Raw genomic sequence first — 25,989 nt, forward strand, 5'->3', positions numbered from 1 at the left:
GTTCACCGTAATCCATTGCGGCCTAATATGATAATGGCTGAGCCACTTTATGAGCTTCGCTTACTACAGTTCATAGCTTTTCTTGTCTACTTCTTTCAACGGCTAAAACAATTGCAGAGACATGTATTGTAACGAAATACTATAAAATAAGTAAAATCAATGCGTTAGGTTTTATCTGTGTAGTTAAGCCTCTGTGACAAATCTTGTTGTTTAGTCTTTTCCTCGAATTTGGATCTATCTGCTCCTGCTGTTTAGTCTGTTAGGTTCTGTTTTTTACGGTCTGTTATTCCTTAATCAATATGTATATTCATAAATTATCAATTGTTATATTAAATAGTTAGTAAAAAATAATGTAATATTCATAAAATTGTAATATTTAGTGTGTATGGCTTTTATTTATTGTTCCATATACTTTTTTAAATGATTGGAATTATCTCTCTATGAAATTTTCCCCTAGTTTATTATTTTCAATGTTCTTGGTTACTATTTTTTCTAGCGTTACTTTAGCTGATCCTATTAGTGTTTATGGTCGAGCGAATATTTCTGCACAAATGTCAGATGATGGGCAAGGCAGTTTTACTGAACTTAAAAGTAATGCTTCACGCTTTGGTGTAGAAGGCGATATGGATTTAGATAATAACCTTAACGTGTTTTATCGAGTGGAGTGGGGGGTAGATATTTCTGATGTATCGGGCGGCGATAATATTACCGCTCGTGATCAATATTTAGGTTTGAAAGGTGATTTTGGTACTGTGATCCTTGGTCGTAAAGATAGCGCTTTAAAAAGTTTATCTGCGCCGATTGATGGTATGAATAATTATGAAGCTGACTTTAAAGGTCTTTGGCAAGGTGATAATCGATACAATGACTCAGTTAGTTATCTAAGCCCTTCATTCAATGGTTTTTCAGCTGAAGTGAATTATGTGGTTGAAGATAGTAAAGAAGGTCAAGATAGTTTGACTGCCGCTATCTATTACGGTGATAAAAAGCTGAAAAACACCACTTGGTATGCTGGGGTGGCTAGTGAAACTGATGCCAAAGGTTATGACGTGCAACGCGCGGTGGCGCAAACAAAACTAGGCAGTTGGGTTTTAGGTATTGTTGTACATAATCAAGAAGAAGTTGTCACAGGGGAAAGTGATTCAGGTGTGGCACTAAGTTCACAATATTCTATCAAAAAATGGAAACTTAAAGCGCAATTTCAAACACTAGAAGATGATAGTAGTATTAGTTTAGGTGCCGACTATAAGCTAGGTAAGTCGACTAAAGCCTATGTTTGGTATACCGATAGAGCCTTGGATGAAAGTGAAGATAAGTCATGGTTAGCCTTAGGTTTAGAGCATAAGTTTTAGTTTTTTAAAAGCAACCTTTTTTACTTGAAACCGCAGGAGTTTATTCATTCTTGTGGCACTTACCTAATCAAATAAAATGATTTAAACTTAGGGTATTAATCGTTTTATTTGATTCTAGTTACTATGATTTTACCCAATCTTAAACACCTACATTATTTGGTGGTGTTACACCAAGAGCTGCATTTTGTAAAAGCGGCCAAGCGTTGTAATGTTAGCCAGTCTACTTTGAGCAGTGCCATTCAAAATCTGGAAGAGCAATTTGGTTCACAGTTATTAGAGCGTGAACACAAAACCTTTGTTTTTACGCCTTTTGGTATGGAGCTGGTGGCTCGCAGTAAGGCCTTATTGACCCAAGCTCATGAGTTAGTGAACTTTGCTCAGAGTGCTGGTAATTGGCAGGCTGGTAGTCTTAAGCTTGGGGTGATCCCAACTATTGCGCCATTTTTATTTGAGGGGGTGATTACTGAGGTAACAGCACACTTACCTGAGATTAATTTGCAACTGCAAGAAGACACCACTGCTAATTTACTTACCCAGTTAAATGAAGGAACCCTAGATTTATTGATTTTAGCTTTACCTATGGAAACCCCCGGCTGTAAACAACTGCCAATCGGTCATGACCCTTTTCATTTAGTGGCACATAAAGAATTGGCTGAATCATTGGTTTCACCTCTAGATATGTCAATTTTACCTAAAGAAAGTGTTTTTTTGTTGCACAAAGAACATTGTATGACAGGTCATGCCGTGAGTGCTTGTGGCTTAAAACAGACAGAACAAGTTAGTGCGTTGGCGGCTAGTAGCTTGCATACTTTAATTCAGTTGGCCAACAGTAAGCGTGGATTTACTTTTATGCCAGAGCTCGCCATTAATAATGATATTTTGCATTCGACTTCTTTAATTTCGATGCCAGCTGAAGCGGGAGGTTATCGAGAAATTGGTTTAGTCTGGCGTAATGGTACTACACGACTTAGGTTGTTTCGGTATTTGGCTGAGTTGTTCGCGCCCTTAATGCCTATTCCGACGTTTAAGCGTTAGTGTTCAAAATAGCTAACAGCAGGCTAGTTTTTATTAGGTGAAAACTTCTGTAATTTGCGCTGCAAACTACGTCTATGCATGCCTAGCGCTTCTGCTGTGGCAGAAATATTACCTTTATGGGTTAACAAAACCCGTTGGATATGTTCCCACTCAGCTTGGGCTTTGGTTAAAGATTTAACCTGGGGTATAGAGTCATCCGCGGGTTTTTCTTGCAGCCGTGAGATTAGCTCCTGCAAACCAACAGGTTTAGCAATAAAGTCAGTCGCTCCTCTACGCATAGCTTCTACAGTGGTCGCGATACTGGCATAGCCGCTTAACATAATTAGGTGTTTAGGGTTAAATTTAGCTTTTAAAGGGGCAATGCCGTCTAACCCAGAACTATCGAGTAACATCATATCTAACAATATGCCGTGTATATCTGCGTTGTCATGTAATAAAGCCAGCTCTACAGAAGTAAATGCAGAGACATTAAAATCCGCATTTTTTTCTAAACGACGTTGTAACACGGTAATAAAGGTTTCATCGTCATCTATCAGTAAAATATTAAGTATCATTTGTGTGTGACCTGGCTTAAAGGCAGCCTAACGCTAGTCAGCATTTGTTGTTCTTGTTGTTGCCAGTTAACTTGCCCTTTAAACTTTTCTATTGTGGCATTACTTAGCACCGCTCCTATGCCATGACCATGTTCACTGGGTAATAAACGGCTACCCAATAGGCTAATTGCTTGTTTATCTAAGGTTTGCCCTTGGTTATAAATGTTTAAACACCAGCTGCCATTATCTCCCGCATTATCTAATAAGGATTCAATTCTCACTTGTTTGTTATTTGTTGTAGTGGCAGCTTCACAAGCATTAATGATCACGCTGGTTAAAGCGGGTAATAAGGTTCTGTCAGCGCAAATATAGGCCTTGTTTTTGTCTATATTTGATTGCCAAATAATGGGGGATTCAGGTCGTGCTACAGCCATTAAATGTTGTAATGATTGCCACAGCTCATTGATTTGATAGAAATGTTGACGCTTTTCTCGTACATCGTCAGCCACTTCTCGCCAATTTTTAAGATGTTGTTCAACTCGCTGAAATTGCTGCTCTAGGTTATGCATCAGTTCAGACTGAGAGGGTTGTTCAAGGATTTCTTCTAATATTAAGCGAATAGATTGTACTGGCGTGGCCACATCATGACTGAGTTGTGCAGCGGCTGTACCTATGGCTAAAAGTTGTTCATCTCTCAATTGTTTTTCTCGTAATTGTTGAATGGATTGTTCACGACGAGCCAGCAGTACTCGAAAATACAATATAACCGCAGCCATTAATAAAGCGGTTAAAATAAAACTGCCCACCATGGCATAAAAATGATTGAGCATTTGTCCGCTGTGATGACTGTGTTCGGGTAATAACAGTAATTGTGATAACTGAGCCAATATGCTTATTACTAATACGGCGGCGGCATGTAGATAAGGCAGTAACATAAAGCCTAAAACTAAAGGCACTAGTAAAATGGCATTGAAAGGATTACTGGCTGCACCATTTGCTGCGATCAATATGTTGATACCAGCGACTTCAATTACCAGTAGAAACAACATTACCCAAGGCGCAGGACGAATCTGTCTACGCAGGGCCAAGACAATCAATAACAACATTGACACTATTCCAAAACTTAGTTGCTGGAAGAATACTTAAAATTGATAGTTTAAGCCAAAATTAAATGAACGTCCTTCACCCGCTAACTGCATTAAACCGAGTGAACTATCGTTTTTATACTGAGCTATGGATACGCCACCTAAAGGTTGCTGGTAATACTCGTCTAAAAGGTTAGTAATGGATAACTTTAACGTTAATTTATCTAATGCATATTGGCTACTAATGTTAAGTAAGTGGTAACTGTCAGTGCTATTTTCAAAACGTCTTAGATCAATACGATCCTTGTTTGCTGTCCATTGCCAACTAAGTGTATTTTGCCAGTCGCCTGATTGTTGCTGTAAAGAGACTTTTGTTTGCAAAGGTTTGATTTGGTACAAGGGCTGATTGCTGTCGTCTCGTTCGCCATGTGTTGTTATTAACTGCGCTTTAAGCTGCCATAATCCTAAAGTCTGGTTATCGCTCAATTTATAGGAAGTATCTAATCGGCTACCGTATAAAGTGGCATCTAGGTTAGAAAATTGCAAAATATTACGTTGAGTAGGGGTACTTGAACTGGTATCAAAACTGCCGATAATCTCAGCATCTACATAATCAGACACTTGGGTATACCAAAGGTTAATACTGAATTGCCAATCTTCGTTTACAGCGATATTATGATAGCTGGCGCTAAAAGTATGAGCTGTTTCTGGTTTTAAATCAGGATTACCCACATAACCATTAGCATCACCAAACCAGCCAATCATGGTCGTTGCCATTGTGCTTTGTCCCCAGCTATATCTTTCGTATAGATTCGGTGCACGGTTTTTGCGGGCGAAACCGAACTCAATCGATTTTTGCTCTGTAAGTTTGTAACGGGCCAACAAGCTAATATCAACTAATGTGTCAGATTGTTCTCTATCAAGTGCATTGAAAGCTATCGCTGCTGCAGAATTCACATCTACCATGCCGCCCATACCCATACTAGAGTCCATATCCATGCCAGAATCCATATCCATACCTGAGCCCATATCCATGTCAGAATCCATATAACCTTGCACCTCTTTTGTATTGGTGGTCACATGTTCAATCCTGATCCCCGAAGATATCTGCCATTTAGCTGTTAATTGCTGCTCTAATTCAGCATAAGTAGCAATACGTTGACGTCGCCCATCATTAATATTGATGTAGTCATTTGGTCCCATCATCATGGATCCTTCAACAGCAGGCCACCAATCGTCAATTTGATAATGGTAGTAGGCGTGGCCTAAGGTTAACCTTTTTTCAGCACTAAGGTCTATGTTCCATTCTAGTTGATAACTGATATCTTGAGCATCGGTATTCATTGGCATCATGCCGGTTTTTTCCACAGTGAAAAATCCCATTTTATGTTTCACTTGATGCCAGTTAATTTGCGCAGAAAATTCTCCATGCTCAATGTTTCGTTGATATTGGCTAGTTAAACCCCAACTTTTATTTTCAGTCATGTCCATATATTGATTAGGAAAACCCTGATATGGAATATATTGATGGCTTAACTTTATTGCTAATTGTTGTGTTTGATCTCTAAATGCGGCGGTTAAATTATGATTCTGCGCACGATAAAGGGTATCTAAAACCTTGTCGCCATTACCGTCTTGATAACTTTGCGCGTCATCGTAAGCCCCTTGATAATCTATACTAATGGATTTACTTGCCCAGTTAGCACCAACACCTATTGATTTACCATGGTTTATACTGCGGTATTGGGTCGACAGGTAACCCACATTCCAAGCTAAATTTGCTTGTTGATTGAATTGAGGGTTGATCGAATTAACACTGATTACGCCGGCTATATTATCTCCAGCTGCACTCACTGGAGATATCCCCGCAACTACTGTCATAGCTTGTACTTGATTGGCCGAAATATAAGATAAAGGAGGATTCATATGATTAGCACAGGCAGGAGTAATGTCTGCACCATCTACTAATACTTTCACTCGGTCGCCCATCATACCGTTTAAAATAGGTAAACTCGACATACCGCCAGCGGCAGAGAAATCTACACCTTGCTGTTTTAATAAAGCATCTAGATTACCTAGGTGTTCTTTTTGATTAAGTTGTTGACCGTGAACTTCGATTACGTCGGTCTCTTCATCAGCTAACACAGTGGTAGAATAAAGCGCATGCATGGCAATGACTATGGGAGATAAAACCGATAAACAAACTGAGCGAGGAGCTGAAGTGCACTGAAGTTTCATTAATAACCTTAATCACATAATTAATATTTTTTCTAGTATACAAACCATGTTTGATGGTTGAAATGTGGCAAATTGTCGCACCCCTAAATTGGTATTTTAAAGTTCCAAGCAAAGTTGTTGCCTTTGATGTTTTTTTTAGCCCAAATTGTCCGAATTTTTTCTTTTTACAATATGACATATCAATGACAAACCGATATGCTAGTAACATTAATTGTATGGCTTGTTTGATGATCGTATCTGCCAGCCTTCGAAGTATTAAGTTAGGGTCAATATGTCAACTTCTGTGGTGGTTAGTGGTTCAGGATTATGGACGCCAGAAAATTGTATTTCAAACGAAGAGCTGGTGGATTCATACAACGATTACGCCGAACATTTTAATCGTATTAATCAAGTCGCAATCGAACAAGGTGAATTAACTGCTAAACCCTTTTCAAGCGCTGAGTTTATCCAAAAAGCGTCGGGTATCAAAAGTCGATACGTTTATGTAAAAGAAGGTATTTTGGACATACAGCGTATGTACCCTGATATCCCCGAACGTTGCGATGAACAATTATCAGATCAAGCTGAAATGGCACTAAAAGTGGCAAAATTAGCTTTAACTGCAGCTAATAAACAAGCGCAAGATATCGATGTTGTTATTGTAGCTTGTGCATATACTCAACGCTCTTATCCAGCAATCGCTATTGAAGTGCAAGGAGCCTTGGGAATTAAAGGTTTTGCATTTGATATGTTAGTGGCGTGTTCCGCAGCCACATTTGCTTTGCATCGAGCCTATGAAATGATTTCTGCCGGTACCGCCAAATCCGTCTTACTAATTAATCCTGAATTAACCTCACCACAAGTGAATTATTGTGATCGAGACAGCCACTTTATTTTTGGTGATGTGGCTACCGCTATGGTGGTAGAAAGTTCAGACACGGCTAGTTCTAAACATGTTTTTCAAATATTGAGTACCAAAGCCGTCACTGATTATTCTAATAATATTCGCTCTAATTTTGGTTATGTAAGCCGAGCGAATGACGCGGATCCTTTTGCGGCAGATAAATTGTTTCATCAAGAAGGTCGCAAAGTGTTTAAAGAAGTATGTCCTATGGCGGTAGAACATATTGAAGAGCATTTAGCTCGTCATCAATTGACAGCAGAAAATGTTAATCGTTGGTGGTTACATCAAGCGAATATTAATATGAACACTTTAATTACCCGTAAATTATTAGGCCGCGAACCTGCAGAATCAGAAGCGCCAATTGTTTTGGATAAATACGCTAATACTGCTTCGGCAGGCTCTATTATCGCGTTTAATTTACATCACCAAGATATGCAATCAGGGGATGTTGGGGTGTTATGTTCTTTTGGTGCGGGATATTCCATTGGCAGTTTAGTACTAAAAAAAATCTAATCTATTGAGAGTCTATCTATGCCTGATTTTATTCGCATAAAGTGGACTCGCTATAAATAGAGATAATTGTAAAGGATAAACAGGGTCTCTTATGTTGACAACGATTGGTTACGCAGTTTGTGCTGTGGGCTACATATTTTTACTTTTATTATTGTTCACGGTACGTAAGTCTGGATTGGCAAAATATTTACTGATTTTAGCCACTGCTTCTACATGTTTGTGGGCGATTGTACCTTTCTGGTTGTCACCTATGACAATCGAACAACTTTTGTTATTTGATAATATTAAAAACTTTTTCTGGTTGTTGTTTATCGCTTCTTGCTTAAAAGATAACTTTAAAAATATAGGTGATGTGCTTTGTCGGGTCGACACTTGGTTGATTTTAGCTCTACCTATAGCTGCTTTTGTCTTGCTCGCCGCAGGCGTTTATGACAGGCAGTGGGAGTTTCTTATCCAGACTATGATTGCCTTAGAAGTGTTAGTGTTACTTGAGGTGATGTACCGTCAAGCGGGTGATAATGCTTGGGCTTTAAAACCCCTTGTTTTGTATCTCGCTGCTACTAGTATTTTTGAATTTGTTACTTTTGCCAATGCGCTAATGGTTGAACACATTCATTACAGTTATATTGCTGCTAGAGGATATATCTACACTGCATTTATTCCCTTCTTGATCTTAGCCATTAGGCGAGTGAAAACTTGGGGAGTTGAAATATATATTTCTCGTGAAGTGGTGATGCACAGTACTTTATTAATGGTTGCCGGTGGATATTTATTCATCATGGCTCTTATTGGTTATGCAGTGCAGTACTTTGGTGGAGAATGGAGTACGACCATCCAAATAGTGCTTGTGGCATTGTCTTTGGCATTACTGGGCACTTTGTTTTTGTCTTTAAGTTTTAGAACTAAAATAAAAGTATTTATTACCAAACATTTTTTTGCCAACCAATTTGATTATCGTAATGAATGGTTGAAATTAACTCAGTGTCTGGATGAAGGTGACCCAGATGGTAACGTTTATGCAACAGGATTGAGAGGTTTTATTCAAGCTTTTGATTATCGTCAAGGAAACCTCATTAAGTTAAATAACGGTAGATTAGAAGTATTAGCACATATCGACAGCCAACAAATAACAGCAAATGAACGAACTGTTTTATTAGAGTTTTGTGATTTTTTCCAAACTAAAAACTGGATAGTCGATATCGAAGAGCTGCGGGTTAAACCTTTTATGTATGAAGGGTTGAAAGTGAATCATGCATTGTTAAATGATGTCTCGTTTCAATTGGTTATTCCTATGTACAAAGAAGATGCTTTGTGGGGGCTAGTTGCAATAAAGGGAGACGATAATACCAATAAAAAATTAAATTGGGAATTAAGAGACTATTTGACTGTGGTCAATGCACAAATTTCTAATTTTATTTTTCATCATTTGGCTGCCCAAGAGTTGGCAGAAAACGCTCAGTTTTCTGCATTTACACGTATGTCAGCTTTTGTGGTGCATGATTTAAAAAATGTTTTAGCACAAATTGATCTCATTTTATGTAATGCTGAGCAACATAAAGATAATCCTGAATTTATTGAAGATACTTTTGAAACATTGCATCATACCAAAGCACGTATGGATAAAATGCTACGTCAGTTGACAGAAAAAAATACTGTGCCCAAAGGCGCTGAGAGTTTAGTTGTTTTATCTCATTGTATTGAACAAGTCATAGAACAACGTTGTGGTAGTTATCTTCCTAAACCTAGCTTGCAAATCATCGATGAACTACCTGTAGTGTTAGATCAAGATAAGTTAAGTAACGTTATGTATCACTTAATTAGTAATGCACAACAAGCAACAAGTGATCAGGGTGAAGTAAAGGTTAGTGTTGATAAATCACTTGACGAACAATTCATCATAGTAAAAATTATAGATAATGGTTCAGGTATGAGCGATGAGTTTATCCGAACGCGGCTTTTTAAACCTTTTGACACAACTAAAGGAAATGCCGGAATGGGAATTGGTGCATTTGATGCCAAAGCTTATCTAGAGAAAATTGGCGGGCAACTGTTAGTAAATAGCGAAGAACAAGTAGGTAGTATTTTTACCTTACGTATTCCAGCTCACTAGTCAATATTGTAAATATAAGGGTTTTGTTACATGGATAAAATTTTAGTCGTGGATGACGATTTAGGTATTCAAAAACAATTAAAATGGAGCTTTAGTGGTTACGAAGTGGTTTTTGCTGAAGATCGTGCTTCGGCGATTGCACAACTGAGACGTTATGAACCCAAAGTGGTGACTTTAGATTTAGGTTTACCACCGGATCCAACTAATGCCAGCGAAGGTTTAGCTACTCTGGAGGAAATTCTAGCGTTAGCACCACAAACCAAAGTGATCGTGGTGACTGGCAATAATGACAAAAAAAATGCCTTAAAAGCGATTGATATTGGTGCCTATGATTTTTATCAAAAACCGATTGACTCAGACACTATTCAAATTTTGGTTGGCCGAGCAATTAACTTATTTGATTTGGAAATGGAAAATCGTCATTTAGCTTCGGTTGCGCCTTCGATGGACCGAATTTTAGGTCAGAGTGAAGGAATATTGCTGGCTAGCCGTAAAGCTGAACGTATTGCCCAAACCGATATTAGTACATTATTACTGGGGGAAAGTGGTACAGGTAAAGAAGTGTTTGCTCGTAGTATTCACGAACATAGTTTACGTAAAGACAAACCATTTATAGCCATCAACTGTGCATCTATTCCTGAAAATTTATTAGAAAGTGAATTGTTTGGTTATGAAAAAGGTGCTTTCACGGGAGCCAATAAAACCACCCCAGGTAAAATTGAGTCCGCACAAAATGGTACTTTGTTTTTAGATGAAATTGGTGATATGCCAATAGGTTTACAAGCGAAAATGTTACGTTTTTTACAAGAACGAGTGATTGAACGAGTAGGCGGACGTAGCGTAATTCCTGTGGATATTCGTGTGGTTTGTGCAACTCATAGAGATGTGCAATCAATGGTGGCAGAAGAGACCTTTCGCGAGGATTTATTCTATAGGGTAGGTGAAATCAGTATTATGATCCCTCCTTTGCGTGAACGAGATAACGACGTTATTTTATTAGCTAAAACTTTCTTAGCTCAATACAACGAAGAGTTTAAAACCAAAATTAAAGGTTTCAGCGACTCGGCTATTTTGGCCATGAAACAACATAAATGGCCTGGCAATATTCGTGAATTACAGAATAAATTAAAATCAGCTGTGATTATGGCTGAAGGTAACCTAATCCAAGCAGACGATTTAAGTTTAGTGGTAAAAGATGAAGGGCCTTCACTTGACTCTTTGAATTTAAGAGAAGTACGAGAACATGCTGAAAGCCGTGCTATTCGTAACGCTTATCTAGTTGCTGAAAAAAACATGTCAAAAGCCGCTGAGTTATTAGGCGTGACACGCCCTACTTTATACTCATTAATTGATAAGTATCATCTAGAAGATATAAAAACCGGTGCCTAATCTACGTTATTGTGAAATTGGCTTATGGTCGAAGCATATTCGTCCATAAGTGAATTTATTTCTCACTTCTCCTTTCTGAAAAGCTTGGCTGGTATGCTAAGTGCATATTAACTTTCATCCTTCGATATAATTACTTTACTTTGGTTTACTTGATTTATGAAAGTTGTGCAAAAACTATTAACCGTTATCTTAGTGGTGAGCGTTTTATTGACCAGTTGTTCTGGTGGATCACTTGATAGTGATTCTAATGAGGAACGGGCCAAGGTAATAGTCAATGCTGGAAGAGATCAAATCATTAATGAACAAACTGTCATTAATCTTAATGCCCAAGCGACCGGTCAATCAGAAAATTTATCCTTTTCGTGGCGCGCCAGCCCTGCGTTAGAGATTACCCACGATGATACAAGTACAGGTTTAGCAACTTTTACCACGCCTATTACCACTAAGACTTTAACTTATACTTTTACTTCTGTGGTGTTAGATGAGGAAGGTAATCGTGGAACTGATGAAGTGATATTTACTATTGCACCAGTCAATGACTTGCCTACTGCCGTATTAACTGTGCCTGACTTTGCCGGTTTGTCTGCTAATCAATTTCCTGCCGGAGAGGTCATTACTTTAAATGCCGCTAACAGCCTAGATTCGGATCCTCCGACAAATACTGCCGCTATTGCCGAATATTTATGGCAACAAACCGCCGGTGAATCAGTATTAACAGGGGTGAATACATTAGGCGGTACTTTATCTTTTATTACTCCTATTTTAGATGAACCGAATGTGATCAGTATAAGTGTGACAGTGACAGATCAGGAAGGGGCTGTGGATACAGAAATTGTAGATTTGAATATCCAAAGTGCCAGCCAAACGCTACCGAAAATTGCAGCAGGAGTCAGTCATGAAGTGTTCTCTGGAGAATCGATTAATCTAAATGGTGTGGCAAGTACTAATATCGCAGCTTCTAGACCTCTGATTGCTAATTGGTTAAATGACTCAGAAAATGCGCCTGTGATTGACAGCAGTAATAACTTACAAACTTTTGCCATTGCACCCACTGTTTTAAGCTCTCAAGATCTGACTTTTACTTTGCAAATAGAAGATAAGCAAGGCAATCAAGTGGAAGACAGTGTGACTGTCACAATTAAACCTTTGCCGATTCAACCTTTGAACGATACTGGTGTCTCCCAACAAGCTAATAATTCACAAGTGTTGAGTAGTTATCAGGCTGATTTTCCGGGGCAAGATGGTCAGCGAGGGCAAGATGTTATTTATCAAAATGGCATGTCTGCTAAAGCTGGAAGGGGAGAACAAGGATTTGATTTTACTAAATTAGATGTGATTGGAGATGAAGTAGACGATCCTACGCAAGATTGGAGTTGCATTAGAGATAATATTACTGGCTTAGTTTGGGAAGTAAAAACCGCCTTTGATAGTGCCGGTTTACATACCAGTAGCAGTACAGTTAGTTGGTATGAAGAAAGTGAGGATGAAGATCTATATTTAGGCGATGAGTTAGGTGCTAATGCCAGTTGTACCCTTGCTTTATGTAATACCAGTGCGTATATCACGGCAGTTAATACTCAAGGGTTGTGTAATTTTAGAGATTGGCGTTTACCTACCCACGAAGAATTATTATCCATCGTACATTTTGGTAAAACGTCTTCACCAACAGTTGATGAATTATATTTTCCCTACACCACAACATCATTAGGTTCACCTGTATGGTACTGGACCCAAGACTCAAGTGCTGATGGGATGTCTGAATTAGGTGCGCAAAATGCTTGGGCGATAGATTTCACCTCAGGTAATGATAATTTTTTGAATAAATCAACTGCAGCGCACATTCGTTTAGTTAGGGCAGGGCGATAATATGAAGGTATTTATTTTAATTTGCTGTTTTTGGTGTTTTTCTGCCATTAGCCAAACTTGTTTGGTTGATTTTGATGAAACGGCTCAAGCACAAGAGTTTCTTGATAATGGTGACGGGACAGTTACTGATCAGATTTTAGGGTTAACTTGGATGCGTTGTAGCTTAGGTCAGACATGGGAGAGTGAGACCTGTACTGGTGATGCCAGTGAGCTCACTTGGCAGCAAGCGTTACAAACGGCTCATGGTTATAAATATGCCGATAAATTAGGCTGGAGGGTGCCTAATGTGAAAGAGTTATCTAGCTTAACTGAACGAAAATGTGTTCGTCCTGCGATTAATGAAATTTTCTTCCCAAATACCCCGTCAGATGATTTTTGGAGTTCAACTCCTTCAGTAATCGATCCTCAGCGTTCTTGGGTGGTGGCTTTTTTTAATAGTAGTAACTCAATTAAAGAGAAGAATTTATTCGTTTTTACCCGTTTAGTACGTAATGTTGATTAACCGATCTTTTGTTTGTCCTATCTGATCTTATTTGCATTTTAGATTGATATTGGCACACTAGTTCTTTCTGATGTTATTACAAATTTATTCGTGGAAGTTGATGCGGTTCGAATTATTCTTTTTATTCTTTTTTAGCAGCACAGTGCTGGCTAACAATAACTGTGAGGTTTCCCTCAACTTTGGCATTCTGGTGACTGATAAACAGATCCGAATCATTGATGATGGCGGCAGAACTGTATATCAAATTAATGGTAATTCACAACTTTTTGTTAAAGGTGAGTGGATTGAATTAGATCAAAAGCAAAATCAAACATTAAGCGAATTATCGAAAGGTTTTCATAAAGTGGTGCCCAAAATGATCTTCTTAGCGAATGAGGGGGTTGAATTAGCAGTGGCCACTATAGAAAAAGTTTATGGTGGTTTAGTCAAAGATGATGCTAGCCAACAAAAACTACAGAAGTCCTTAAAACAAGTCAAAATGAGCGTTAAAGAAAAGTTTATTCAATCGAATAACCATTTTTATATGGGGCCTGGCAGGTTAGAGCAAGTGGACGATTTGGTTGATAAAGAATTAGAAGAGCAAATTGAGCAAGCTATTAATACTTCGGTTGGCGGCGTGCTGTCAGCAATTGGTGGTTTAGTGGTCAGTGAACAAACGACCGAAGAGAAAGTGGCAGCTATCGCTAAGCAGTTAGAAAATTCTGAGAATAATATCAACTCAGTAGATGCTCCCCCGCTGGATATGTTAAAACATAAAGCTAGATGGTTTTGTAAAAAATTCAAGCAGTTAGATGGTATTGAAGAAGAACTTAAATCTTCGATTAGTGAATTAAATCCCTATGATGTATTAACTACTGGCAGGGCTTGGTAATACAGTTATTTGTGTGCCATTCTGTATCTAAATTTATAGAACACTCTGGCAATTAATATTCCTCCCACCCCAGCTAATAACATTAAGACGATTAGTTGTTGATATAATTGCAGCTGATATTCACTGTGGTACTTCATTACTTCTTCTTCTTTTAACATAATACGTAAATAACCAATCAACTCGTCTTGGTATTTTATCTTCTTCACGAAAACTAAAGGCGTAGCTGAATTTAATTTATAGATGGCAACAACAGAAGTTGCTATTTTATTGTTAGCTAATATTGTGCCTTTGTTGTCATAAATTGAAGCGGATAACACATGCGGATCTTCACCAATAAATGCTAATTGTTGAGTTAACTTTTTTGAGTCATTTTTTCTGATTGCTTCGACTAAAATATGGGCAGCCAAATTGGACAAACTCTGGCCTAATTGATTGGCTTGCTTTTTATGCCAGTTTGCCGCTTGTTCTGAATTGAGTAGCCAGAGGTTTGTGCAAATAATTATCGCTAGTAAAACTAAAGACAAGTTGCCAATTCTTTTAAACACAGAATATTTGCTTTGTGCAGTTAAAGGGGCGATAAGTGATGATGTTCTAATATTTTCCATAGTGGAACAATATGACAGAACAGAGGTTTTTCCAAGTGAAGAAATATGCTTTAAATATTTAGTTAGGTTTTATTATAAACTTTAGGTTAAAAATGTTGAAAATAATGTGATTATCACCATATATAAGCAGCGTGAATTTTGGCCATTATAGGATTGCTATGATTTCAGTAAAAAACTTATTTAAGTCATTTGGCAGTTATACCGCTGTTGATGATCTATCTTTCGACATAAAACCTGGTGATGTAGTAGGCTTTTTAGGGCCAAACGGTGCAGGTAAGTCAACCACCATGAAAATGTTAACTGGTTTCCTCCCACCTACCAAAGGTGATATCACAATATTTGCTCAAACCTTTGAAAACTCCTCAATGGACATTAAAAAGAGAATAGGTTATTTGCCTGAAGGGGCTCCAGCTTATGGAGATATGACTCCTTTACAGTTTCTGACTTTTATTGCTCAAGTACGAGGATTTAAAGGAAAAGAAAAAGACGCGCGTATTGAGGATGTAGTTAGGCAAGTTGAACTACAAGAGGTATTAGATAAACCCATAGAAAATTTATCAAAAGGTTTCAAGCGCAGAGTGGGATTAGCCCAAGCATTAATTCATGACCCAGACATCTTAATTTTAGATGAACCAACTGATGGCTTAGATCCAAACCAAAAACACCACGTACGTGAACTGATTAAAAATTTATCAAAAGATAAAATTGTGATTATTTCTACTCATATTTTAGAAGAAGTGGCCGCCGTGTGTAATCGGGTAATGATCATTGCTAAAGGTAAATTGTTATTTAGTGATACACCAGATGCTCTGAATAGATTATCTAAATATTATGGCGCAGTGACACTACATTTTAGTTATCGAGCCGATGCTTCAGAACTGGGTGAGTTAGAAGGTGTTGCTGAAATGGAAGAAGACTTTGAAACTGGCCGTGTGACGTTATTTCCTAAGCCAGGCGCAGATATATTACATCTAGTCACTGCTCATGCTCAGCGTTGTAAATTACCTGTAGATAGCTTGTTTGTAGAGCAAGGTCGTTTAGATGATGTCTTTAGACAAATTACACAGGAGGAATCTAATGGGTAATATTGGTATTTTATTTAAGCGAGAATTTTCGAGCTTTTTTGCCTCACCTGTCGCATATGTTTTTATTGGTATATTTTTAATTTTATCAGGTGTATTTGCCTTTTTTATTGGTGGACTTTATGAAAGAGGTCAAGCTGATTTATTGCCATTCTTTAATTTCCATCCTTGGCTATATTTGTTTTTAGTGCCAGCGATTGCAATGCGCAGTTGGTCTGAAGAACGTAAAAGTGGCAGCATTGAGCTATTGATGACCCTACCTATCAGTATTTGGCAAGCTATGCTGGCGAAACACTTAGCTGCATGGGCTGTATTAGGCTTGTCTCTGTTATTAACCTTTCCCTTATGGCTAACTGTGAATTATTTAGGAGATCCTGATAACGGTATCATTGTGGCAGCGTATATAGGAAGTTGGTTAATGTCTGGCGCCTTTTTATCCATTGGTTTATGTATGTCCGCGGTGACTAAAAATCAGGTTATCGCCTTTATTTTATCTGTGGTGGTGTGTTTCTTATTTGTGGTTAGTGGCAGCAATATTGTATTAGATGCCTTTAAAGCTTGGGCACCTAATATAGTAATAGATACAGTGGCGTCATTTAGCTTTTTAACTCACTTTGAAGCTATGGCCAAAGGTGTGATTGCTTTAGATGACCTCGGATATTTTTTATTAGTCACAGTTTGCTGGTTATTTGCCGGTTTAGTATTAATTGAACAAAAGAAGGCTGACTAGTCATGTTAAAAAATACCCAAAGCAAATTGACTTCTTCTCTTAGTTTATTGCTGGTGGCAATTTTATTTTTTGTCCTAGTTTTTATCAACAACCAACTTTTATCATCGGTGCGTTTAGACCTTACCGAAAACCAAGTTTATTCCTTGTCTGAAGGCAGTAAACAAGTGTTAAAAGAAATTGATGAACCAATAAATTTGTACTTCTTCTTTTCTGATAAAGCCTCAAAAAACATGACCAGCTTACGTAATTATGCCAATCGTGTTGAAAGTTTATTAACCGAATACGAAACCTTAGCTGAAGGTAAATTAAAACTACAAGTGTTAGATCCTGTAGCTTTTTCAGAACAGGAGGATCAGGCCAGTCAATTTGGTTTAACTGCGGCAAATATTGGTGCTGCGGGTGAAGCTGTTTATATGGGCTTAGCAGCGACTAACGCTTTAGATGAACAAAAAGTCATTGCATTTTTTGATCCTCAAAAAGAAAGTTTTTTGGAATACGACATCAGTAAATTAATCCATCAATTGAGTGAACCTGAATCTGTTAAATTGACATTGATCACGGATTTACCTATTAGTGGTGGGCAAAATCCGATGACAGGACAAGCTGATCCTGAATGGACTTTTTATAGCCAGCTACAACAATTGTATTCAGTAGAAACCTTAGGCAGTGACACTACCCACTTACCTGAAGATACAGATGTGTTGTTACTGATCCATCCACAAAACTATAGCGAAAACTTGTTATATGAGATTGATCAATATGCCTTACAAGGTGGAAAAGTTTTAACTTTTGTTGACCCGCACAATGAATCTGATCAAATGGCAATGATGACAGGCTTAATGGAGGGGGCTAATAGCTCAAGTTTATATCAGTTATTTAATGCTTGGGGCATAGAGTTTGATACATCCAAAGTATTATTGGATGCAATGGCTGGATTAGATATTCGCACCCCAACAGGCGATGTTGCTAGGCATTTTGGTTTTGTTGGTTTTAATGCTGAACAACTAGACCGCGAAGATATTGTCAGTGCTAATTTAGAGTTGTTAAATGGCGCTTCTTTTGGTGTCTTAACTAAATTAAAAGGCAGCCAGTCAAATTGGCAACCTCTTATAAAATCCACTGTAAACTCTGATTTAATTGATACTAACCTTTACGCACAAACTAGAGATCCCCTAGAGTTGTCTAAGGTTTACCAAACCAGTAATACACAACACGTATTAGCGGCGAGAGTTTTGGGTAAAGCGAGTAGTGCTTTTGCTGAAGCTCCAGAAGGCAGTGATAATTCTAATTATATAGATTCTACCAATAAGTTAAATGTGATGGTGGTGGCCGATACAGACATGTTGGCAGATAGATTTTGGGTTCAACAATCTAACTTCTTTGGTCAAATGATTGCCACGCCTTTTGCTAACAATGGTGATTTTATTACCAATGCAGTAGAAAACATGGGCGGTAGTGATGCTTTGATTAGTATTAGAAGTAGAGGCACATTTGCTCGTCCATTTACTAAAGTCGATGAGTTAACTGTGGTGGCTGAACAAAAATTCAGAGAACAAGAACAGTTATTACAACAGCAATTGGATGAAACAGAACAACAGTTGATGCAATTACAAGGTCAGCAAGGAGAAGATGGCTCCCTGGTGATTTCTCCACAACAGCAGGTGGCTATAGACCAGTTTATGCAAAAAAGGGTGTCTATACGTAAGTCTTTACGTGAAGTGAGACACCAATTAGACAAAGATATAGAAGGTTTAGGCAATGTGTTAAAGCTATTAAACATCGCCGTGGCTCCCCTGTGTTTGATTTTATTGTTAGCTTTATTACGTGCACTGTTTAGAACCAAGCCTAAAAAGGCTAAGGTGAAAAAAGAAGGGGTAAGTGCATGAATAAGCAGTTATCAGTTCTAAGTTTATTGTTATTGATTGCTATTGGAGTCGGTGTTTGGATACTGCAAAAGCCAAGTTATAGCGAATTTGAGTCTGAATTATTGTTTGCTGATTTAAGTTCTGTTGCCGCTGATGTTGATAGTGTGATGATAGAAAATAGCAGTGGTACCTTATTTAAAGCGGTGAAGTCTGAAGATACCTGGTTGGCTGAGTTGGGGTATACGGGGCAATTATATCCTGTTGATAAACGCAAATTAGCCAACCTTATTAACACATTAATGCAGGCTAAATTAATTGAAGCAAAAACCAAACTAAAACAAAATCATGGACGTTTAGGACTGCAAGGTATAAACCAAGAAGATAGTTTAGCTAGGTTGGTGACTATCGCTATAGGTACTAAAACTTGGCAGGTGTTAATCGGTAATCAAGTTAATCTTGGTGAAGGCAACTATGTACGCTTACCTAATGAAAATCAAAGTTGGCGATTAGATAAAAATATTAACTTGCCGATTGATCAATTTAGTTGGTTTAAACACCCGATTTTACCTTACAAAAGCGAAGATATTGTTAGTGTTTCTAGAGTTGATAAACACAATTGGAGCATGCTTTATAACGATGATATTGCAGAGTTTACTTTGGAGCAGTTACCTGATGGCCGCACATTACAATATGACGGTGTGTTAACTGGATTTGTCTCTAGTCTAACCAACATTGATTATCAAGAAATAATATCTGCTGATGAATATTTCATTCAGTCCTTAGAGAGGGAAACTGAACTTAATCTGGTGACAAAGCAGAATGTCCAATTCAAGCTGATTGTCAGTAAAGCCAAAGATATTTATTACCTTAATTTTTCCTCTGATAATGCTCAGGAATATTGGCAAAATTACTACTATCAAGTTTCAACATTTTCTGCCCAGCAGTTAAATAAACAAGTTGAAGACTTTTTGGCTGAAGTTACTCAGAGTATTGATGACAATGTGGATGCTTTTGTGGAAGAAGGTGCCCCAGAAAATTAATAATGAAGTCCCACCAATTCATAGGCCACGTATTTTTCTGTTGAGAATTACGTGGCTTTTTTGTGTAATAATGCTTTTAATTTATCAACACCTAACTTGCGGGCTTTATTTATATTATTGGCCGGAATATTCTCAGGGTTAGGATAACGTTTAAGTACTTGTTCGATACTTGATTCACGCAATATATGCAGAATAGGGAAGGGGGAGCGATTGGTATAGTTGGCCGGATCCGTGTCAGTTTCACCTGCAAAACAATAATCTGGGTGGAATGTAGCTAGCTGGTAAATGCCACTATAGCCACCTTGGGCGACTAATCCATTGGCATATTCCACTAAGTCTAAATAATCATCAAAGTCGCTAAAACCTTGAGAGAAAATCAACAAGCTAGTTTGTATTTCTGGTTGTTGATCTAATAAAGTGAACTGATTGATAAGGTGTTCTAAAGCTTGATTGATACTTTTGCTGTCACTGACCGAATAATTAATGGTTAGTTGTTCCATTTCTTTTTTGGCAAAAGGGCAAAAGTTTAGGCCAATAATTACGGTATTGATCCAGTGTTTAACTAGAACAATAAAATGCTCATCGGCTAATTGATAATTATCACTCATAATTAAGAGTGATATTTCACATAGGCTTCTAAAGTATTTTCTATTAGGCTGGCGACTGTCATTGGACCCACCCCACCCGGTACAGGGGTGATCCAACCTGCACGTTGACTTGCACCTTCGAAGTCCACATCGCCAGTTAATGTGCCATCACTATTACGATTAATACCCACATCTATGACAATTGCCCCTTCTTTAATCCAATCTCCAGGAATAAAGTTAGCTTTACCTACTGCAACAACTAGTAGCTCGGCTCTTTGCACATGAGCTTTTAAGTCTTGAGTAAATTTATGGCAACAGGTGACTGTGCACCCAGCTAACAATAATTCCATCACCATGGGACGACCAACTATGTTTGATGCACCTACTATGACAGCATCTAAACCCTTAATAGGACGTTTGCTAGACTCAATTAATGTCATTATCCCTTTCGGAGTACAAGGGCGTAATGCCGGTATCCTTTGAGCTAAGCGCCCTATATTGTATGGATGGAAACCGTCTACATCCTTCTTAGGATCAATTTTTTCCAATATTTCTTCTGCATCTAAGCCGGCAGGCAAAGGTAGCTGAACTAAAATCCCGTCAATTTTTGGCTCAGCATTTAGCTGCTCTATGATATCTAACAATTCTTGTTGGCTTGTGCTCGCAGGTAAATCAAAGGATTTAGAAACAAATCCTACTTCTTCACAGGCTTTTCGCTTTTTGTCTACATATACATGGGATGCAGCATCACTACCCACTAGCACTACTGCTAATCCAGGGGCTCTTTTACCAGAAGAAACTATAGCACTAACCTGAGTTGCTACATTTTGTCGAATTTGTTTAGCGACTACTGCGCCGTCAATTTTTTGTGCAGGCATAAATCTATAAACCTTAATTTGAATATGGTTATTGTCCCATAAGGCAGGGCTTAATCGCAATTGAGTAAGTACAAAAAATTGCTAATCAATAATAATTCTTAAGCCAATTCATTCACTTAATGTTATAACGTAGTTTAATAATTCTAGTATTAGAAAAACTTCAGTAGATTTATTTATTGGACAGTTTATAGGGAGTAAAAAATTGAAAAAAATTCCAAACGAAACACAGTTACTTAAAAAAGCCTTAGTAGTCGGAGAGGCTTATGCCAAAAATCGTGGTTTTAAAACTTTTTCTGCAACTGATTCGGCTAAACAAAAAGTTGAATGCATCTATAGATTATTAGCCAATGATAAGTTGATTACCCCTTTACCCGCAGATTCTGAAGACTTATTAAGCATGAAACATAAATTAGCGGTTTGGCTAAAGAACAAATTACCGAAAGACCACCCGCTATTAAAAGGATAAATAAATGGTCGTTTTGTGAACGTTGTGAGTTAAAAATGCTCATTTTGCTTTGATTTTGAGCAAACAGAAAGTTTTTTTTAAAAAGTGTTTGACGAGGTGGGGGGGCGACTGTAATATGCGCCTCCTCGAAACGAGATAGAGAAAACGCTTCGGGTTAAGTCGGTGAGTAGCGCAGCTTGGTAGCGCACTTGGTTTGGGTCCAAGGGGTCGCAGGTTCGAATCCTGTCTCACCGACCATTTTCTCAATTTACACCTTAGGTTCCATAGCTCAGCTGGATAGAGCAACGCCCTTCTAAGGCGTGGGTCGAAGGTTCGAATCCTTCTGGGACCACCACTTAGTTAGAATCTTATCTGGCGAAGTATGTGAACAAAAGGTTGAGAAAGTAAGTTTTAAAGTTACTGCAATTTATCTGTGGTGAGCGTAGCTCAGTTGGTAGAGCCCCGGATTGTGATTCCGGTTGTCGTGGGTTCGAGCCCCATCGTTCACCCCACTCGCGGGAGTGGTGGAATTGGTAGACACGCTGGATTTAGGTTCCAGTGCTTCACGGCGTGAGAGTTCGAGTCTCTCCTTCCGCACCATTATTAAGAATACAATTAACAACATTTTGTAATTCATCCTAAGTTATATCCAATAACTTACTTTAATAGCTTTCTGAATATCCAATATTCGCTACTTTATTTAAGATTTATCCTCTTCTTTCTTCCTTTTTTGTACTAAACCAAAATTTTTATGGGTTTATTCTCGACTTGCTGTAATGCTATCGCTATACTACTGCGTCTTTTTTATCAGGTGATTCTGAAGTGACTTGTAAGTTGAAGCTCACTGAAGTAGACGGGCGTAATAGGTGTTTCAGTTAAATTTTTTTACGTCCCTTAAGAACCTATTAGTAATCATAAAATAAGCGCATGTTAGCGCATAGTTGAGGTAGAAGAATGCAAGTTTCCGTTGAGACGTCTACAGGTTTAGAACGCCGTCTTACTATTACCGTTCCTGCAGCGTCGATTGACACTGCAGTTAAATCTCGTTTACAACAATTAGCTAAAACCCAGAGAATCAATGGTTTCCGTCCAGGTAAAGTACCAGTTAACGTTATTAAAAAACGTTACGGTCAAGCTGTACGTCAGGAGATTGCTGGTGAAGTGATGCAACAAAACTTCTATCAAGCCATTACTCAAGAAAAAATTACCCCAGCGGGTATGCCTTCTTTTGAAATGAAAACAGATGAAGATGGTAAAGATTTAGAATTTGTTGCGGCTTTTGAAGTTTATCCAGAAGTTGAAGTTAAAAACGTTGATAAAATCACTGTAGAACAGCCTGTTGTTGAAATTTCTGACTCAGACTTAAGTGATATGATGGATACGTTACGTAAGCAACACGCCGACTACAAAGAAGTAAAACGTAAAATCAAAAAAGATGACAAAGTGACAATGGACTTTGTTGGCACTATTGATGGTGAGGAATTCGACGGCGGAAAAGCTGAAGATTTCGAACTTGAAATGGGTAAAGATCGCATGATCCCAGGTTTTGAAAAGCCAATCGTTGGTGCCAAAACTGGTGATGAAGTCATTGCAGAAGTGACCTTCCCGGAAGATTATCACGCTGAAGCCCTTAAAGGTAAAGAAGCGAAGTTTACTATCACTATCAAAAAGACTGAGCAGCTAAATTTACCTAAAGTAGATGAAGACTTTGCTAAGTTATTTGGTATTGAAGATGGCAACATCGATGCGCTAAATGATGAAGTACGTAAAAATATGCAGCGCGAACTTGATCAAACTTTGAAAGCATCGGTAAAAGAGCAGGTCATTAATGGTTTGCTTGAAAACAACGAAATTGATTTACCAAAATCTTTAGTTGAGCAAGAAATTAATGTGCTTAGAGAGCAAGCTAAACAGAGATTTAGTCAACAACAAGGCGGTAACATTGATAACATGCCTGAGTTACCGGCTAACTTGTTTGAAGAAAACGCTCGTAAGCGTGTAAGTATTGGTTTGTTATTAGGTGAAGTGATTAAATCTAATGACATTAAAGTTGATGCAGCTAAAGTTGACGCTTTAATTGCAACGGCTGCTTCTGCGTATGAAGATCCGCAAGAAGTGATTGAGTATTACAAGTCTAACGACGAGTTAACTCAACAAATGAACAATGTTGCTTTAGAAGAACAAGCTGTCGAAGTACTGCTTGATCAAGCAAAAGTAAAAGAAGTTAAGAAGAAATTTGACGAGATCATGAACAAACAGGCTTAATTTGTCTTTTGTTAATTGACTTAACTAGTCTGCAACTGCTTAAATGCTCGGTATATACCGAGCATTTTTATTTGTGAAGAAAATATACCTATGATGAATACACATTTCGATCCTACAAACGCCTTAGTTCCAATGGTTGTCGAGCAGACTGCTAAAGGGGAGCGTTCTTATGATATCTATTCTCGTTTATTAAAAGAGAATGTTATTTTCCTAGTTGGTCAAGTTGAAGACCATATGGCGAATCTAATTGTCGCTCAGATGCTTTTTTTGGAAGCAGAAAACCCTGAGAAAGATATCTTCTTGTATATCAACTCTCCAGGCGGTTCTGTGACAGCTGGTATGGCTATTTATGACACTATGAACTTTATCAAACCAAACGTGAGTACTGTTTGTATTGGTCAAGCTGCCAGTATGGGCGCTTTCTTGTTATCTGCAGGTGAAAAGGGTAAACGTTACTGTTTACCTAATTCACGTGTAATGATCCATCAACCTTTGGGTGGTTTTCAAGGTCAAGCTTCTGATTTTGAAATACATGCCAAAGAAATCCTGTCTATTAAAGAGAAGTTGAATCGTTTGATGGCTGATCATACTGGACAAGATTACAAAAAAGTCGCAAAAGATACCGATAGAGACAACTTTTTAAGTGCAACAGAAGCTATGGAATACGGTTTAATAGACCAAGTATTAACTAATAGACCTGATACCAAAAGCGATAAGTGATTAGATGACTGAAGCTAAGTTTAGCTGAAGTTCATTATTATTGACGGTGAGTTGGTTAAACTTAGTAGAAGTACAAAGATAGGAAAAAATCGTAAATGAGTGATGAAAAAAACAGTGATGGCGAGAAACTTTTATATTGTTCATTTTGTGGCAAGAGCCAGCACGAAGTCAGAAAATTAATAGCCGGTCCATCCGTTTTTATATGTGATGAGTGTGTTGATTTATGTAATGACATTATCCGTGAAGAAATTAAAGAAATTTCTCCACAGAAAAAACAAGATGCATTGCCGACTCCAAAAGAAATTCATAGCCACTTAGATGATTATGTTATTGGCCAAGAACACGCTAAAAAAGTGTTATCTGTTGCTGTGTATAATCATTACAAACGTTTAAGAAATGGTGATACACACGAAGGTGTGGAATTGGGTAAAAGTAATATTTTGCTAATGGGACCCACAGGAAGTGGTAAAACTTTATTAGCAGAAACACTTGCTCGGTTATTAGATGTACCTTTCACTATGGCTGATGCTACTACATTAACCGAAGCTGGTTATGTAGGGGAAGATGTTGAAAATATCATCCAAAAATTATTACAAAAGTGTGATTATGATGTTGAAAAAGCGCAACGTGGTATTGTGTATATCGATGAGATAGATAAAATTTCTCGTAAATCAGACAATCCGTCTATAACTCGCGATGTCTCGGGTGAAGGCGTACAACAAGCTTTACTTAAGTTGATTGAAGGCACAGTCGCCTCGGTACCACCACAAGGTGGCCGTAAACACCCTCAACAAGAGTTTTTACAGGTTGATACCTCTAAAATATTATTTATCTGTGGTGGTGCATTTGCGGGCTTAGATAAAGTCATTGAGCAAAGAGCTAATACAGGTACAGGTATTGGTTTTGGTTCAGAAATTAAGAGTTCTGAAAACAAAGCTAAAGAAGGTGAGTTACTTAAAAAAGTTGAACCAGAAGATCTTGTTAAATATGGTTTGATCCCTGAATTTATTGGCCGTTTACCTGTATTAACTAGCTTAGAAGAGTTAAGTGAAGATGCGTTAATTCAAATATTGCGTGAGCCTAAAAATGCTATCACTAAACAATATTCAGCTTTATTCCATATGGAAAATACAGAGCTTGAATTCCGTGATGATGCATTACAAGCCATTGCAAAAAAAGCAATGCAAAGAAAAACAGGAGCTCGTGGATTACGCTCTATTGTTGAAGCTGTGTTACTAGATACTATGTATGATTTACCTTCCATGACTGATGTCAGTAAAGTTGTTATAGACGAAACTGTTATCAGAGGTGAATCAAAACCCATATTGATTTATGAAAATAGTGTCGAGAAAAAAGCGGCTTCAGAATAAAACTTAAAATTTGCAAAAAAGGCTC

Annotated in this window: 22 protein-coding genes and 4 tRNA genes; 20 read left to right on the forward strand and 6 right to left on the reverse strand. The window is 37.9% G+C overall.

From position 1 onward, the window contains the following. The first annotated feature begins 440 nt into the window (after positions 1-440). Together GQR87_RS06150 and GQR87_RS06155 are read left to right on the forward strand one after the other, a co-directional pair. Positions 441-1,352, forward strand: a complete 912-nt coding sequence (locus GQR87_RS06150; RefSeq protein WP_158967555.1) for a porin — start codon at positions 441-443, stop codon at positions 1,350-1,352. Positions 1,353-1,475: 123 nt separating this feature from the next. Then, positions 1,476-2,387 (forward strand): hydrogen peroxide-inducible genes activator, encoded by a 912-nt coding sequence (locus GQR87_RS06155; protein ID WP_158967558.1) that lies wholly within the window; start codon positions 1,476-1,478, stop codon positions 2,385-2,387. A 23-nt stretch (positions 2,388-2,410) separates the two neighbouring features. Here GQR87_RS06155 and GQR87_RS06160 read toward each other — a convergent pair whose 3' ends face one another. From GQR87_RS06160 to GQR87_RS06170, 3 genes are read right to left on the reverse strand one after another with little or no spacing between them, the layout of a single operon-like run. After that, complete coding sequence (locus tag GQR87_RS06160) at positions 2,411-2,941, reverse strand: response regulator transcription factor (protein WP_158967560.1); 531 nt, start codon at positions 2,939-2,941, stop codon at positions 2,411-2,413. Further along, positions 2,938-4,026 carry a hypothetical protein gene (locus GQR87_RS06165; RefSeq protein ID WP_158967562.1) on the reverse strand — a complete coding sequence of 363 codons (1,089 nt, stop codon included), beginning with the start codon at positions 4,024-4,026 and terminating at the stop codon, positions 2,938-2,940. Before GQR87_RS06165 ends, GQR87_RS06160 begins: the two co-directional genes overlap by 4 nt. Before the next feature lie 36 nt (positions 4,027-4,062). Continuing rightward, positions 4,063-6,243, reverse strand: a complete 2,181-nt coding sequence (locus GQR87_RS06170) for a TonB-dependent receptor domain-containing protein (RefSeq protein WP_158967564.1) — start codon at positions 6,241-6,243, stop codon at positions 4,063-4,065. Between the two features lie 271 nt (positions 6,244-6,514). On the opposite strand from GQR87_RS06170, the gene GQR87_RS06175 reads away from it, so the two are divergent. The 6 genes from GQR87_RS06175 (at position 6,515) to GQR87_RS06200 (ending at position 14,377) form a co-directional block, all read left to right on the forward strand. Beyond that, positions 6,515-7,639: a beta-ketoacyl-ACP synthase III gene (locus tag GQR87_RS06175; protein WP_158967567.1), complete on the forward strand. Its 1,125-nt coding sequence runs from the start codon at positions 6,515-6,517 to the stop codon at positions 7,637-7,639. A gap of 91 nt (positions 7,640-7,730) precedes the next feature. After that, the gene (gene prsK, locus GQR87_RS06180) at positions 7,731-9,749 is read left to right on the forward strand and encodes an XrtA/PEP-CTERM system histidine kinase PrsK (protein ID WP_158967569.1); all 2,019 of its coding nucleotides are present in this window, start codon (positions 7,731-7,733) and stop codon (positions 9,747-9,749) included. Positions 9,750-9,779: 30 nt separating this feature from the next. Then, positions 9,780-11,138, forward strand: a complete 1,359-nt coding sequence (prsR, locus tag GQR87_RS06185) for a PEP-CTERM-box response regulator transcription factor (protein WP_158967571.1) — start codon at positions 9,780-9,782, stop codon at positions 11,136-11,138. A gap of 156 nt (positions 11,139-11,294) precedes the next feature. Continuing rightward, positions 11,295-13,004: a DUF1566 domain-containing protein gene (locus GQR87_RS06190; RefSeq protein WP_158967573.1), complete on the forward strand. Its 1,710-nt coding sequence runs from the start codon at positions 11,295-11,297 to the stop codon at positions 13,002-13,004. Between the two features lies 1 nt (position 13,005). Beyond that, positions 13,006-13,506: a DUF1566 domain-containing protein gene (locus tag GQR87_RS06195; protein WP_158967575.1), complete on the forward strand. Its 501-nt coding sequence runs from the start codon at positions 13,006-13,008 to the stop codon at positions 13,504-13,506. Positions 13,507-13,606: 100 nt separating this feature from the next. Continuing rightward, on the forward strand, positions 13,607-14,377 hold the full coding sequence (locus tag GQR87_RS06200) for a DUF2884 family protein (protein WP_158967577.1): 771 nt from the start codon (positions 13,607-13,609) through the stop codon (positions 14,375-14,377). Positions 14,378-14,382: 5 nt separating this feature from the next. Here GQR87_RS06200 and GQR87_RS06205 read toward each other — a convergent pair whose 3' ends face one another. Continuing rightward, entirely contained in the window at positions 14,383-14,982 is a 600-nt protein-coding gene (locus tag GQR87_RS06205) for an AhpA/YtjB family protein (protein WP_158967579.1), read from the reverse strand. Positions 14,983-15,140: 158 nt separating this feature from the next. On the opposite strand from GQR87_RS06205, the gene GQR87_RS06210 reads away from it, so the two are divergent. The 4 genes from GQR87_RS06210 to GQR87_RS06225 are packed head-to-tail and all read left to right on the forward strand — an operon-like array spanning position 15,141 to position 19,699. Further along, the gene (locus tag GQR87_RS06210) at positions 15,141-16,067 is read left to right on the forward strand and encodes an ABC transporter ATP-binding protein (protein WP_158967581.1); all 927 of its coding nucleotides are present in this window, start codon (positions 15,141-15,143) and stop codon (positions 16,065-16,067) included. After that, entirely contained in the window at positions 16,060-16,794 is a 735-nt protein-coding gene (locus tag GQR87_RS06215) for an ABC transporter permease subunit (protein ID WP_158967583.1), read from the forward strand. Before GQR87_RS06210 ends, GQR87_RS06215 begins: the two co-directional genes overlap by 8 nt. A gap of 2 nt (positions 16,795-16,796) precedes the next feature. Then, the gene (locus GQR87_RS06220) at positions 16,797-18,680 is read left to right on the forward strand and encodes a Gldg family protein (RefSeq protein ID WP_158967585.1); all 1,884 of its coding nucleotides are present in this window, start codon (positions 16,797-16,799) and stop codon (positions 18,678-18,680) included. Continuing rightward, on the forward strand, positions 18,677-19,699 hold the full coding sequence (locus GQR87_RS06225) for a DUF4340 domain-containing protein (RefSeq protein ID WP_158967587.1): 1,023 nt from the start codon (positions 18,677-18,679) through the stop codon (positions 19,697-19,699). Before GQR87_RS06220 ends, GQR87_RS06225 begins: the two co-directional genes overlap by 4 nt. A gap of 47 nt (positions 19,700-19,746) precedes the next feature. Here the strand turns inward: GQR87_RS06225 and GQR87_RS06230 are convergent, their stop codons facing one another. Together GQR87_RS06230 and folD are read right to left on the reverse strand one after the other, a co-directional pair. Next, positions 19,747-20,307 carry a DUF1415 domain-containing protein gene (locus GQR87_RS06230; protein WP_158967589.1) on the reverse strand — a complete coding sequence of 187 codons (561 nt, stop codon included), beginning with the start codon at positions 20,305-20,307 and terminating at the stop codon, positions 19,747-19,749. A 2-nt stretch (positions 20,308-20,309) separates the two neighbouring features. Further along, positions 20,310-21,164 (reverse strand): bifunctional methylenetetrahydrofolate dehydrogenase/methenyltetrahydrofolate cyclohydrolase FolD, encoded by an 855-nt coding sequence (gene folD / locus GQR87_RS06235; protein ID WP_158967591.1) that lies wholly within the window; start codon positions 21,162-21,164, stop codon positions 20,310-20,312. Positions 21,165-21,366: 202 nt separating this feature from the next. Here folD and GQR87_RS06240 point away from each other — a divergent pair, with 202 nt between their 5' ends. The 8 genes from GQR87_RS06240 to clpX all read left to right on the forward strand — a co-directional run bounded on the left by GQR87_RS06240 (position 21,367) and on the right by clpX (position 25,964). Then, positions 21,367-21,630 (forward strand): DUF5062 family protein, encoded by a 264-nt coding sequence (locus GQR87_RS06240; RefSeq protein WP_158967593.1) that lies wholly within the window; start codon positions 21,367-21,369, stop codon positions 21,628-21,630. Positions 21,631-21,790: 160 nt separating this feature from the next. Beyond that, positions 21,791-21,867 (forward strand) — tRNA-Pro (locus GQR87_RS06245). Positions 21,868-21,887: 20 nt separating this feature from the next. Continuing rightward, positions 21,888-21,964: transfer RNA gene (locus GQR87_RS06250), tRNA-Arg, on the forward strand. Positions 21,965-22,045: 81 nt separating this feature from the next. Next, positions 22,046-22,121, forward strand: a tRNA-His gene (locus GQR87_RS06255). Between the two features lie 3 nt (positions 22,122-22,124). Then, a tRNA-Leu gene (locus GQR87_RS06260) sits at positions 22,125-22,209 on the forward strand. Positions 22,210-22,563: 354 nt separating this feature from the next. After that, a complete protein-coding gene (gene tig, locus GQR87_RS06265) occupies positions 22,564-23,874 on the forward strand; it encodes a trigger factor (RefSeq protein ID WP_158967595.1) in 1,311 nt (436 codons plus the stop codon). Between the two features lie 90 nt (positions 23,875-23,964). Then, positions 23,965-24,594: an ATP-dependent Clp endopeptidase proteolytic subunit ClpP gene (clpP, locus tag GQR87_RS06270; RefSeq protein ID WP_158967597.1), complete on the forward strand. Its 630-nt coding sequence runs from the start codon at positions 23,965-23,967 to the stop codon at positions 24,592-24,594. Positions 24,595-24,689: 95 nt separating this feature from the next. Next, positions 24,690-25,964, forward strand: a complete 1,275-nt coding sequence (gene clpX / locus GQR87_RS06275) for an ATP-dependent protease ATP-binding subunit ClpX (RefSeq protein WP_158967599.1) — start codon at positions 24,690-24,692, stop codon at positions 25,962-25,964. Positions 25,965-25,989 lie beyond the last annotated feature (25 nt).

It is taken from the genome of Paraglaciecola sp. L3A3 (genome assembly GCF_009796765.1).
GTDB lineage: Bacteria > Pseudomonadota > Gammaproteobacteria > Enterobacterales > Alteromonadaceae > Paraglaciecola.